At 56.8% G+C, this 12252-nt stretch carries 10 protein-coding genes, 1 tRNA gene and 1 pseudogene; 11 read left to right on the forward strand and 1 reads right to left on the reverse strand.

All coding sequences use genetic code 11. The features are described 5' to 3' along the window. The first annotated feature begins 54 nt into the window (after nt 1–54). The 11 genes and pseudogenes from H9L06_RS06055 to H9L06_RS06105 all read left to right on the forward strand — a co-directional run bounded on the left by H9L06_RS06055 (nt 55) and on the right by H9L06_RS06105 (nt 11326). Nucleotides 55–1082: pseudogene (locus tag H9L06_RS06055) on the forward strand (serine hydrolase domain-containing protein). Between the two features lie 81 nt (nt 1083–1163). Then, nucleotides 1164–1237: transfer RNA gene (locus H9L06_RS06060), tRNA-Gly, on the forward strand. A 146-nt stretch (nt 1238–1383) separates the two neighbouring features. Next, a complete protein-coding gene (locus H9L06_RS06065; protein WP_187554367.1) occupies nt 1384–1896 on the forward strand; it encodes a methylated-DNA--[protein]-cysteine S-methyltransferase in 513 nt (170 codons plus the stop codon). A 260-nt stretch (nt 1897–2156) separates the two neighbouring features. Continuing rightward, on the forward strand, nt 2157–2786 hold the full coding sequence (locus H9L06_RS06070) for a helix-turn-helix domain-containing protein (protein ID WP_187554368.1): 630 nt from the start codon (nt 2157–2159) through the stop codon (nt 2784–2786). A 25-nt stretch (nt 2787–2811) separates the two neighbouring features. Continuing rightward, the gene (locus tag H9L06_RS06075) at nt 2812–3924 is read left to right on the forward strand and encodes an extracellular solute-binding protein (RefSeq protein ID WP_187554369.1); all 1113 of its coding nucleotides are present in this window, start codon (nt 2812–2814) and stop codon (nt 3922–3924) included. Nucleotides 3925–3954: 30 nt separating this feature from the next. After that, entirely contained in the window at nt 3955–4863 is a 909-nt protein-coding gene (locus H9L06_RS06080) for an ABC transporter permease (RefSeq protein ID WP_187554370.1), read from the forward strand. Beyond that, nucleotides 4860–5687 carry an ABC transporter permease gene (locus tag H9L06_RS06085; RefSeq protein ID WP_187554371.1) on the forward strand — a complete coding sequence of 276 codons (828 nt, stop codon included), beginning with the start codon at nt 4860–4862 and terminating at the stop codon, nt 5685–5687. The genes H9L06_RS06080 and H9L06_RS06085 overlap by 4 nt, the downstream gene beginning before the upstream one ends. Continuing rightward, nucleotides 5684–6748, forward strand: a complete 1065-nt coding sequence (locus H9L06_RS06090) for an ABC transporter ATP-binding protein (protein ID WP_187554372.1) — start codon at nt 5684–5686, stop codon at nt 6746–6748. The genes H9L06_RS06085 and H9L06_RS06090 overlap by 4 nt, the downstream gene beginning before the upstream one ends. Before the next feature lie 65 nt (nt 6749–6813). Then, entirely contained in the window at nt 6814–7971 is a 1158-nt protein-coding gene (locus H9L06_RS06095) for an FAD-dependent oxidoreductase (protein WP_187554373.1), read from the forward strand. Between the two features lie 47 nt (nt 7972–8018). Next, nucleotides 8019–9611, forward strand: coding sequence for an amidohydrolase (locus H9L06_RS06100; protein WP_187554374.1), 1593 nt, complete (start codon nt 8019–8021; stop codon nt 9609–9611). After that, nucleotides 9608–11326, forward strand: coding sequence for a thiamine pyrophosphate-binding protein (locus H9L06_RS06105; protein WP_187554375.1), 1719 nt, complete (start codon nt 9608–9610; stop codon nt 11324–11326). Before H9L06_RS06100 ends, H9L06_RS06105 begins: the two co-directional genes overlap by 4 nt. A gap of 11 nt (nt 11327–11337) precedes the next feature. Here the strand turns inward: H9L06_RS06105 and H9L06_RS06110 are convergent, their stop codons facing one another. Next, nucleotides 11338–11949 (reverse strand): cupin domain-containing protein, encoded by a 612-nt coding sequence (locus H9L06_RS06110; protein WP_187554376.1) that lies wholly within the window; start codon nt 11947–11949, stop codon nt 11338–11340. Nucleotides 11950–12252 lie beyond the last annotated feature (303 nt).

Consider the following 12252-nt stretch of genomic DNA (forward strand, 5'->3'; position numbering starts at 1 on the left):
CTGAGCGGATCCACAGAGGCAGTCGTCGGCGTATGGAACGGCGACACCGCCTATGTGCAGGGATTCGGCGACGGTGTTGACGCTGCGACTCGCTTTCGAGCGGCCCAGTCTTCGCAGCCCGTCATGTGCGCGTTGCTTCTGAGCCTCGTCGAAGAGGGCGAGCTCTCGCTCGACCGAAAGATCACGAAAGACCTCACGCGCCAGTCAGGCGTTGACGAGGTAACGTATCGCCAACTTTGCGACCAGACCTCGGGTCTTGCCGACTTTAAGAAGGGGCTCTCCGACCGAGTCACCAACAACCCCACGCGCCCATGGCCCGAACAAGAACTCATCGCGTATGGGCTCGCCGAGTCCCCCTCCCCTGGGCAGGCGAAAACGTGAACCTTTCTGACACGAATGCGCTTGTGCTCGACCGGTCGATCCGCCTGCACACCCATCTCAAGACCGCGAATCTCCTGCAACTGCGCGTCTTCACGCCCGCGGGAATGACCTCAAGCTCGTATCCCTCGGATTTTGATGACACCGAGATTCCCCAGAGCAGCCTCACGCCGCTCACCTACCCGTCAAGCGGCGGAGCACCGGTGTGCGAGGCCGAGGCGGGCACGCTCTCGGGGCTCTCCACCAGCATGATTCAGGGTGCGGGCGCCTCGCTCACCACGGTCACCGACCTTAAGAAGTTCTACGACGCGTACCTCTCGGGCGACTTCGGTGGCGGGCAAGACACCACTGAGGTGCGCCCAGCGAAGAACCCCGAGCGTGACGAACAGGGCAACCCCACAAGCGAGCCCGACACCGAAGGTCGCCAGATTGGGTTTGGTGGTATCGAAAAGATAGGCCCGCTCTTCGGTCGCAGTGGATCAGTCACCGGCACCATCAGCGCCGCGTACTCCGATCCTGAGACCGGACTCACCGTGATCGTTGCACTGAACAACTCGTCGGCGGGATCTGGTTTCGCCCAGGCTCTCGCGTTCCAGCTGGCTGCACTCACCGGAGCCGAGCTGCCATGGACCGCTGAGGAACAGGGCGCCTTGCTCACCGAGCGCGCGGTGTGCCAGACACCACCAGAAGAGGCCGCGGAGTAAGTTCCGCCCTCCTGCAGGTGAGGCGTGCGCCACAATTCTGCTAGGCTCATACAGGCTCGCGAGCACGTAATTGCTCGTTCCGGGGCCGTCGTCTAATGGTAAGACATCAGCTTCCCAAGCTGAGAACGCGGGTTCGATTCCCGTCGGCCCCTCCACATAGTGTCGGATACTCCGGGAATCCCAAGAACCCGTAACTGGCTACCGCCAGCGCCGTCGCCGTGCAACGCGATGCGTTGCCCCAAGCGGCTTGCCGGGGTTCGATTCCCGTCGGCCCCTCCACTCTCCGCATACACTGATCAACATGATCCGCCACGGTGTGTACCCCACCACGCTCGGCGAGCTGTTGCTCACCGCAGAGGGAGATGCGCTCACGGGCCTGTACTTTCCAGACCACAGGTACCCACCGGCGCCAGAGATGCTCGGCGAAGACCTCGGGTTCGAGCCAGAAGACGCCGTGCTCGCTGAGACTGCTCGGCAACTCCGCGAATACCTTGCGGGCGAACGAACCGAGTTTGACCTGCAACTCGCTCCGAACGGTGACGAGTTTTCGCAGCAGGTGTGGAACCTGCTGCGCGACATTCCTTACGGCGAAACCACTACCTACGGCGAACTCGCTGTGACGCTCGGCAACCGGGCCCTTGCGCAGAGGGTCGGGCAATCCGTGGGGCACAATCCCGTGTGCATCATCATTCCGTGTCACAGAGTGCTCGGCTCCGATGGCTCACTGACCGGGTACGCGGGTGGGCTCGACCGCAAACGGGCGCTCCTCGAGCTCGAGGAGCCAGAACCCGCGACTGCGGGTCGCCTGTTTTAGAAACCATGTGAACACCTGCCGATTGACATGAGGCACTTTCAATCGCTTTCCAACCTGTTTGTTACCCTCACTGAAAGTAATTTCAGTATGTACACAGATCTTAAACAGTCAGAGTGAAGGTATGCCGCCAAAATCAGACCAAGTACATCAAATTGCTGCTTGAGTTCTAAGAAATATGAACAAGTACTGTAGAAATCTTCACTAATGATGTAAAGTCGTGTCTACGTCCCCCAGTCGGGAGTTCGCAGTGAGGCAGGCTTATGGACCACGAAGACATCGGACCAATGGTCCGACGCATGCGCAAGGGTGCTGCCATGACGCTACAACAGATGTCTATGGCAACTGGTCTATCCCAGAGCTTCCTCAGCCAGTTCGAACGAGGAAGGACCCAAGCCAGTATTAGTTCATTACGACTGATCACTGAAGCGCTAGGGATGAATATTCACGACGTGTTCGGTGCGGTAGGGACAGGCGGCTACTCAGCAGTTGTGCGCGCTGCCGGGCGGCCCGGTTTACCCTTTGGGGATAAAGCCCTTAAGACGATCGTCAACTCCAGAGGCCTCAGCAGATTCGAAATTCTCGAAGTATCTTTCGAACCGGGAGGTTCCACTGGTGAGGGGCAATATTCGCATGGGCATCACGAGGAACTCATTGTCGTACTCGGCGGAAGCATCGGCGTAGAACTCGGTGAGGAACGGCATCTTCTCGATGCGGGAGACTCGCTTTCATTCCACTCCACGACACCCCACCGTGTCGTGAATGCCGGCGGAGATATAGCGCGAGTGTTCTGGGTAATAAGTCCTCCTGGCGCACATCGGATGACTCCCCCAGATCTACACACCGTAAGCCCTCGAATACAGCAACAAAACTTTCAAGCTCTTCCACAATGAAAAAACCAGAAAGGCATGAAACGCAATGAAATCAACGAAGATTCAACGGCGACTAGGTCTCGGCAGCATCGCTGCACTCGGCTTAGCTGCATCCCTCGGCCTCGTAGCTTGCTCAAGTGGCGGCGGAACGACAGGCGAGGGTGACGAGAATGGAGGAGAGGTCTCACTCGTAATAGCAAGCTGGGGTGACCCGTTCACGTCGGCAACTATGGAGTTCCTCGCAGAACCGTTTATGGCGGAAACTGGATACGACGTGCAGATCGTCGATGCGCCCGGCAAGTACGTCGCGAGCCTTGAAGCGCAGAACCAGGCGAATAATGTCGAATGGGATTTGCTTGATTCGACCTCTGCACCTGATGCATACATCGCCTATGACAAGGGCCTTGTCCAGAAGATGCCCGATGACGTCAAGAAACGTATCCTGGAAGCACTGCCAGAGGACGCAGTCACTGACTTCGGTATCACTTGGTCGATCCTCGGCTATACCACGGCGTGCAACGCTGACGCAGTGACTGTCTGCCCGCAGAACACCACTGAAATGTTCGACACCGAGACGTTCCCCGGGTCACGCACGAGCATCTCGACGTCACCCCTTGTCAATTTGAGCCTTGCGGAGATTGCATCGGGAGTCGATCCTGCCGAACTCGCTAACCATGAGATCGATATGGATCGCGCATTCGCCAAACTCGAGGATTTTAAAGCGGCTGGCGGCACTTGGTGGAATAGTGGCGACCAATACATGCAGATCCTCTCAACCAACGAGGTGGATATGGGGATCGGATATAGTGGCCGATCGTACGCCATCTCAGATGAAATGGGCAACCTCGAGATCCACTGGGATCAGGGGCTTTACAACCCTGGCTTCTGGAACGTAGTCGAAGGGTCTGAAAATTCAGACGCGGCCTGGGAGTTCGTCGAATGGATTGCGACCCATCCGGAGGCTGCAGCGAACTGGGGCCAGGCACTCGGCTACTCAGTACCAAACCCCGAATCATTCGATTACATCGATGCTGATGTAGCGAAGACCCTTGCGGACTACCCCGAGAATCGCGAATTGCTCGGTGGCATGAACTTCAACTGGTACGTGGAGAACTATCAGGATATCAACGACCGTTGGCAAGAATTCCTCCGCGGCTGATTTCGCATAACTAAGAATAGGAGAACGGGGATGTCCAATCCAACCATGACAGAACTGCTGGCTGCTGTAAGCAGCCGAAGGCGAAAGTCGTGGACCGCGAGTTTGCCGAGGCCGACCGCGATCCTAATGGTGATCCCGCTCGTCATCCTCGTTCTTCTCTTTGTGGTCTACCCACTCGTGAAATTGACCGTGGACGCATTCACCGAAGGCGAAGGAGGTTTCTCAAACTTTGCAGCAGTTTTCGCGTCGGGTGCGATCCGAAATTCGATGATCAACACAATGGTCATGTCGATCATCGTCACGGCTCTGTGCCTGATACTCGGCGGGACCCTAGCCTGGATTCTTGCCACACCACAACGTGGTTGGGTAAAGGGTCTCGTATGGGCTGCAGTACTGTTGCCGTTTTGGATGGGTGTTGTCGTGAAAACCTACGCCTGGGCGGTGCTGCTCGCAAAAAACGGCGTCATCAACTCGTTTTTAATCTCGATTGGGATGATTGACGAACCGTTATCACTGCTGTACACGCCATTCGCTGTCATTCTCGGCATGACGTACACCATGTTGCCGTATGCGGTGCTCGCGATGTATCCGACGATTTCCGGATTCAACCTCGAGCTCATCAATTCTGCCCGAATCCTTGGATCTTCTCGGACCGGTGCGATGTTGAAGATTTGGCTCCCCAGCGTCATGCCGGGCCTCGTTGCTGCCGCAGCGATTGTATTTGCGATCAGTATTGGCTTCTACATCACCCCCGTCCTTCTGGGCGGAGCACAAGTGCCATTCATGGCGTCAGTGATCGGCGACGACATATTCAGCTTCTTTAATTACCCACGAGCTGCCGCATCCTCAGTTGTCCTGCTAGCGATAGCACTCGTAGTGCTGCTCGCGACACTGCGTTCAGTCGGCGCAAAGGCACTGAAGGGAGGGCTCGGAGGATGAACGCATCAAATCTGAATCAGCGACTACGGCGCGGGCCGCGCCTGACAGACCTTTTCAGCAAGTGGCTGGGTCGAACTGTCGCTTTCGTCGCACTACTGTTTCTGATTGCTCCCGCGCTCGCCATCGTAGTGATGTCATTCGCCAATGATGCGCGCATTCTTTTCCCACCGAAGGAGTGGGGATTCGCCAGATATATCGAGGTGTTCACCTCGGGCAAATGGGGAGCTCCGACGGTTCTTTCCATTGAAATCGGACTTTGGGTAGGCGTTCTCTCACTTCTCATCGCCCTGCCGCTCGTGTTCGCGTTGAAGCGCAGCACGCTCAGGGGGAAAGGTGTACTCGAGGGTTCTGCGATTGCTCCGCTTGTCATCCCGGTCGCCGCCTATGCGGTTGGTCTTTACGGCGTGTTCGCTCAGCTCGGATTACTCGGCGAAAAAGTCGGCGTCATTCTCGCTCACACCGCTTACTCACTTCCGCTCGTCGTCATCGTGCTATCTACTTCGCTCGAGCAAATCAAGCCGGATCTCGAGCTTGCCGCCATGACAATGGGGGCCTCACGAATGAAGGCATGGCTCACCATTACGCTGCGTCTCCTCATGCCGTCACTGCTCGCTGCATTCCTCATGGGGTTCATCACGAGCTTCGACGAGGCAGTGCTCATTACGTTCCTCGGCGGGGTGGGCCTCGTCACTCTGCCGAAATTCATCTTTGATTCAGTGCAGTACGCAGTAGATCCTGCAATCACTGCAATTGCCACACTGCTCATGGTCGTCACCACGGCACTAATGCTTATTGCCACCTCGCTTCGAAAGGGAAAGAAATGACAGCTGCAGGCACCCGGGATGTGAAACTTCACATCCGTCGGCTCGTCAAGAACTTCGGTGACACTGAAGTGTTGAAGGCGCTCAACCTCGACGTGAGTGACGGTGAGTTCCTTACTCTGCTTGGGCCGTCGGGCTCCGGCAAGACTACCTTGCTTCGTATTATCGCCGGCTTTGAAAACGCAACAAGCGGCGAACTGCGAATCGGTGACACCGATCTCAGGAGCCTCACGCCTTCTGAACGGCAACTTGGGATGGTCTTCCAGAACTATGCGCTCTTTCCTCATATGACCGTGGCGGAGAACGTCGCGTACGGACTAAAGGTGCGCAAAGTTCAGGGAGGTCAGCGCAATAAGCGCGTTGCGGAAATGCTCGATATCGTCGGGCTTGCTCACTTGCGGGATCGGAAGCCAGCACAGCTCTCAGGGGGTCAGCAACAGCGCGTCGCGCTTGCCCGTGCCCTCGCGTACGAGCCGGAGATCCTCCTCATGGATGAGCCACTAGGTGCACTTGATCGAAGTCTTCGTCTGCAAATGGAATCAGAGATCAAGCGTGTGCATCGGCAAATCGGCACCACGGTAATCTACGTCACGCATGATCAAGAGGAGGCACTTGTGCTCTCTGACCGGGTGGCGATTATGAACCAGGGAAACTTTGTCGGTCTCGACACACCCATGCAACTGTTCAAACAACCGTCGAACTCGTTTGTCGCCAAGTTCTTCTCAGATTCGAATATTTTCGACGCTGAGCTCTCCGGTGGTGTGCTCCGTGCGTTCTCGCAGGCAACTTCACTCAACAGTGCCCTGTCCGGAGAAGTGAAGTTCGCTGCGCGGCCCAGCCTCACGCGGATCGGTGAACTGCCCGCAGATACCCCAGGATTCGAACTGCGAGGGACAGTGGAAGAGATCAATCTGCTCGGCGAGAATGAGCAGCTTGAACTCTCAATCCCCAGCATCGGTCGTGCGGTCGCTCGTCGCCCAATCGGCAGCGGCAGCGTCGTCAACATCGGAGAGACTGTTCCTCTGCATTTCAGGGCAGATGAAATCACTGTTATGTCCGACTAAGCATCCTGAGCCAGCATCTGTGGCCACCGCACCACGTAGATCATGAAGAAAAGAGAGAGAGAACAATGACGAAACACATCGCTATCGCAGGTGGCGGCATCGCCGGACTCGCGGCCGCGGCCTCGTTCGCGAAGTTAGGCTTCGACGTCGATGTCTACGAACAGGGCAACAATCTGCGCGAAATCGGTGCCGGAATTTATGTCAAAGAGAACACTTTCGATGTTCTGGACGAACTTGGCCTCAGCGAGCGCATCGAATCCGCCGGCGTCCGAATCAATGCAGCCCGAATTGTTGATCAAGATCAGGTGATTGTTACGAGTCGCGATGTGAGCAAGGAACGCTTGGTAGTTTGCCTCCGTTCCGAATTGCACAATGCGCTGCGCGACCGCGCGATCGAACTCGGAGCCAAAATACACACTGGTCGTCGGGTTGTCGGTGCTGACCCAAAGGGCGTGCTGCACTTCTCAGATGGCGAGCAGGTCGAGGCGGATCTCGTCATCGGGGCGGATGGTCTGCACTCGCGTGTGCGCGATTCACTGCAGCTCGCTCGACTCAAAGTCGGTCTCGGCGATGGGGCCACGCGCGTACTAGTTCCGAAACATCCGAACGAAGCACCCTTCAGCACCGAACATTGGTCCGGTCAGCTGCGTGTCGGTATTGCGCCGTGCTCCGAAGAATACACCTACCTTTTCATTATTGGTCCGGAGAAGGACCGTCGCGCGACACGCGTTCCACTTGACAAGTCGTACTGGAAACGGAACTTCCCTCACCTTGCGCAGTACTTTGATGCTGTTGTCCCGGAGATGTCCGTTCACCACCGCCACGAGGTTGTGTACTGCGACAGTTGGGTGAAGGGACGCGTTGCGATCATTGGTGATGCGGCTCACGCACAGCCGCCCAATTTCGGTCAAGGTGCAGGTGTTGCCATCTGCGCAGCATGGGAGCTTGCCGAATGTCTGGCAGCAGAAGAGGATGTGCGCGATGCGTTGCACGATTGGGAGAAGACCACTCGTCCGCGCATCAATATGGTGCAGGGATTGACAACCGCCTACGACATCCTCAACTACAAGTGGCCTCGACCATTGACGCCGCTTCGGTCGAAGCTGTTCACCGCCATATCGAAGTCGTCTGTGCTTAGTAAGCCGTGGGAGTTCTATTGGCGTGGTGGCCGGGTCGAACCTCGGGAGCTCGGTAACTATGCGATCGGTGACCCGCGTCCATGAGCGTGCGACCTGATTTGTATATCCTCCACGGATGCAGTGTCATCACGATGGATGCGGACATGCCCCGCGCCGACGCGATCGCCGTATGGGGAGGGGAGATTCTCGCCGTTGGCGACCTTGCGACTGTACGAGCGGAGGCGACTGCAAAGGTAGGACCCAACTTTCTGGAATATGACCTCGGAGGAGCAACGATCCTCCCGGGATTCATCGATGCCCACACCCACGTCGAGATGATCGCACTCTCTCGCCACCTCTGGATTGATGTGCGAGACCTCACCTCACCTGAAGCGATCGTGGAGCGTCTTACCAAGCGTGCTGCTGACCTACCCAAAGGCGAGTGGGCAATTGGACAAGGAACTTTCGGGCAGGAGCTACCAACCAAAGCCCAACTCGACGCGGCATTCCCTGATCGAGCCGTTGCCGTGCGATGGACGATGCACAAATACGTCGTGAATCAAGCTGCGCTCGAAACCAGCGGTATTGATGAGCTCACAACCGCTCCTCCCGGAGCACGGATCCAGCGAGACGAACAGGGTCATCTCAATGGTGTGCTCGAGGAGGCATGGGATCTCCTCGCCATACCACCGTATACAAAAGAACGGCTAGAGCTGGCCATCCAGGAGTCTCTCCGCGAGCTGTTCCTCAAGAACGGTGTCACCACAGTGCACGAGATCGGGTGCACGGCTGAGGGACTGCAGGCGATGCAGGTTCTAGCTCGCACACACGAAATTCCTCGTCTCGGCGTGCTTCTTACCGCACGGCCTGGCCACCAGCCGCTCATCGATGCGACGAAAAACACTGCTCGAGTGCTGGGCGGTCAACTTGGCGATGATCGATATTGGATCCAAGGAATCAAGGTTTTCATGGATGGTGGACGAGATGGAGCCTTCCGGTCTGAGGATCTTAATGCTCCTGCCGACGGGTGGGGATTGCTGACACGGCTGTACCCAACACTTGTTGAAGAACTTGTCGCTGCCGTGCGAGCCGGTATGCAGGTGTGCACGCATGCTATTGGTGACCTAGCCCAAGAGATTGCAGTGTCGGCAATCGAGCGGGTACATCAATTGTTTCCAGAGATCGACCATCGTTTACGAATCGAGCACTTCTTCAATGAGAGTTTCGGCACCAAACATCTCGAGCGACTCGTGGCTGCTGGGGGAATTGCTGTACCGAACCCCGGTTTCGTATTTGCGGAGCCTGACGACCCCGCGAAACGTCAACCACCTGGAGCAGCGAAATTCTCCCTGAGAACACTCAATAGGATCCAGGGGCGCATACCCGGCAATTCCGATACGGCAGGTGCGCAGCCATTCACTACGAACCCGTGGTTCACAATGCAGTGCATGTTGCAACTCACAAACAAGAATGGTATCGAGGTGAGCCCCGGCGAAACCGTGGATGTGCAAACCGCGCTTAAGGCGTTCACTGTCGATGCGGCCTACGCCACCATGCAGGAGACAAAGAAAGGTCGACTCGCTCCCGGGTACTTCGCCGACCTCGCAGTAGTCGACAGCGACCCCTTTGAACTCGCGACAGAGGACTTCGCCGGTGTGCAAACGCTCGCAACCATTGTGGGCGGTGACGTGGTGCACGGTTCGTTGTCGGCGCGTGCCGCCGCACCCAGTGGAGAAGGACAATGACCGCAGCTTCACAGCAGTCGGCGTACCCCGAGGGCAGTTCCGCAACCCGTGCGTCGGCCGAAGCGGCATCGATCGACCTGACAGTCGCCGATTCGATTGCGCGTCGGCTGGCACAGTACGGTATCGAGCGTGTCTTTGGCATTCCCGGCACGCATAACCTCGAGCTATTCCGATCTCTCGGCGCGGCTGGCATTGAAATCATATCCGCTCATCACGAGCAGGGCCTCGGGTATGCAGCAGACGCGCATGCCCGACTGACCGGAAAGCCTGCTGTAGTTGTTACCACTACGGGACCCGGCATCACGAATCTCGTCACTGCCCTCGCCACGGCGCGTGCAGCATCGGTGCCTATCCTCGCCATTGCCCCTGGCATACCCGAAAGCGGGGTGGGAAGGGACGAGGGATGGCTGCACGACTTGCCATCCCAGCTCGGACTAATGAGCCAACTCGTGCGGAGCCGACGTGCACAAAGCGGTTCAGAGGCTATCAAGTTCATCGACGAAGTCGCCCGCTCTTGGGAAAATGAGCGACCACTGCCTGCCTACCTTGAGATTCCTTTCGACATGTTTGGTGCCCCTGCGAACATATGCAGCGAGGGTGGGTCAACAGTTAGTGCGCTTGGCGAGCATACTAACGCTACGAAACACGACATTGATCGGGCTGCCCAATTCCTCGCCTCCTCGTCGTCTCCCCTCATCATTGTGGGGCGCGGCGCGACAAATCATCTCGCGGTAGGCGCGGTGCGTGAAATCGCGGAAGGGTTGGGCGCGCTGGTGATGACGACCGCGAATGCCAAGGGTGTACTCGACGAACGACATCCGCTCTCGCTAGGCGTGTCGCTGCGTACCGCATCGGGTAAACGTCTCATCGAGAGTTCCGATGCATTGCTGGTCGTCGGCTCAGATCTCGGCAGGTCCGAGTTCTGGGGACCCTTCCCAACAGGAGGTGGTCGGATGGTACGCGTGGACGTCGACCCTCAGACCATTTCTGCGAATGCCGATCCTCAGTTCGCGCTTCGGGGCCGCACCGAGGAAATCATGCCGCAACTTTCCGCACGCATCTCTAAATTGGCAAGCAAAGTGAAACGAGAGGATGTAGACGCATCTCTTCATACACGGGCGAGTGAGGCTGCCCGGGAAATCTCAGCTGATCTCGTTCAGGGAGGGCAGGTATATCGGGCGTTTCACGAGCATCTTCAGGATCTTACCGCAGGCCTCGACATCGCTGTTGCGGGTGATTCATCTCAGGCGACATACTTTGGTACCGCCACGTTCTGGAAGGCCACTCGACCGAATCGCTTCCTCTATCCCGCGGGCTACGGGACTCTCGGCTATGCGTTGCCAGCAGCTATAGGCGCGGTGCTTGCACAGGAGGTCGACCGCGTCGTGGCCTTCACTGGAGAAGGTGGCATGCTTTTCAGCGTCCAGGAGCTTGCGACAATCGCGGAATACTCCCTACCCATTATTACTGTCGTTTTCGTCAATGGCGGTTACAGAGAAATTCGCGATGGTATGGAGCAAGCTGGTATCGCACCCGTAGGAGTCGACTTCCCACCCCCTGATCTCGTGGCTATTTCTCGAGGATTCAGGATCGATGCGCGATCGATCGTTGCCGACGGAGAAGACGAAATAGAGTTTCGTGAAGCTTTAGTTTGGGCATTGCAACAGGAAAGTCCAACGCTAATCTCTGTTGATATCGGAAGAATTGAATCTTAGATGAGACTTCTCTAGATGTCGTTCTGTGCGGACGAAATCACCCAGAGCACGACGGCATTCTCGTCGGTGTTGTTCGAAAACGAATGATCAAGTTTCGGGTCTATAAGGATCGCATCACCCGGACCTAAGTCGTAGGGATTGCCATTCCATTCGAAGTGCAGTCTGCCCTCAAGCACGAGTACACACTCTTCATTTCCTTGATGACTGTATGGCTCGGCTCCAGAGCTTCGCCCCGGTGCGATCACATTGTGATGGATCTCGAGATCCTTAGCGATCTTCGGTGTAATGAGATAGTTAGCGCTGCCATCGGGCCGGAAAATACGACGTCGGTCTTGGAACCGCACGAGGTGCTGATCAACCTGCTGTGGTTCATGTGCGTCGTTGAAGAGCGCGCCCATATTCTCTCCAAGCGCCACGCAAATGCGACGCAACGACGAGATTGAAGGGCTGGTGAGTCCACGCTCTATTTGCGAGAGGAAGCTTTCGGAAACTTCTGCCAGGCGGGCAACCTCACGAAGAGGCATGTGCTTTGCCTTCCGAAGCGCCCGCAAGCGGCTACCAAGCGCACGTTGCTCGTCGGCTTCCGGATCGACCGCTTCCGCCATATGTACATGGACGGTCACGGGAGCCCCCTTAAAGGGTCAGACAAAAACAAAGAATCTTACAGTTGGCATAATATCAAGATATCCGCGGAGAGGTCGCCGACGCATCTAATTGTGTCGTACTTGACGGCTCGATTCTCGACTAAGCGTGGGCGAACGCATTGTTCATGTGGCGTCGAGTACGAAGTACGAGCGGAGTACTTAGTCATTGCTTTGTAGCGATTGAGCTGGTGTATTCAACAGATTGATTCAACACCGTCATTTTGAACAATCACAGACTGTTCGTCGAGTCCAGTTCTGGGCAGTTTGTCCCCAAGCACTTTC

The sequence above is a fragment of the Leucobacter denitrificans genome, from assembly GCF_014396385.1.
Classification (GTDB): Bacteria; Actinomycetota; Actinomycetes; order Actinomycetales; family Microbacteriaceae; genus Leucobacter; species Leucobacter denitrificans.

Coding starts and splice junctions, on each gene's coding strand:
- H9L06_RS06065 (WP_187554367.1), top strand. CDS start 1,384: ATGATCCGCCACGGTGTGTACCCCACCACGCTCGGCGAGCTGTTGCTC.
- H9L06_RS06070 (WP_187554368.1), top strand. CDS start 2,157: ATGGACCACGAAGACATCGGACCAATGGTCCGACGCATGCGCAAGGGT.
- H9L06_RS06075 (WP_187554369.1), top strand. CDS start 2,812: ATGAAATCAACGAAGATTCAACGGCGACTAGGTCTCGGCAGCATCGCT.
- H9L06_RS06080 (WP_187554370.1), top strand. CDS start 3,955: ATGTCCAATCCAACCATGACAGAACTGCTGGCTGCTGTAAGCAGCCGA.
- H9L06_RS06085 (WP_187554371.1), top strand. CDS start 4,860: ATGAACGCATCAAATCTGAATCAGCGACTACGGCGCGGGCCGCGCCTG.
- H9L06_RS06090 (WP_187554372.1), top strand. CDS start 5,684: ATGACAGCTGCAGGCACCCGGGATGTGAAACTTCACATCCGTCGGCTC.
- H9L06_RS06095 (WP_187554373.1), top strand. CDS start 6,814: ATGACGAAACACATCGCTATCGCAGGTGGCGGCATCGCCGGACTCGCG.
- H9L06_RS06100 (WP_187554374.1), top strand. CDS start 8,019: ATGGATGCGGACATGCCCCGCGCCGACGCGATCGCCGTATGGGGAGGG.
- H9L06_RS06105 (WP_187554375.1), top strand. CDS start 9,608: ATGACCGCAGCTTCACAGCAGTCGGCGTACCCCGAGGGCAGTTCCGCA.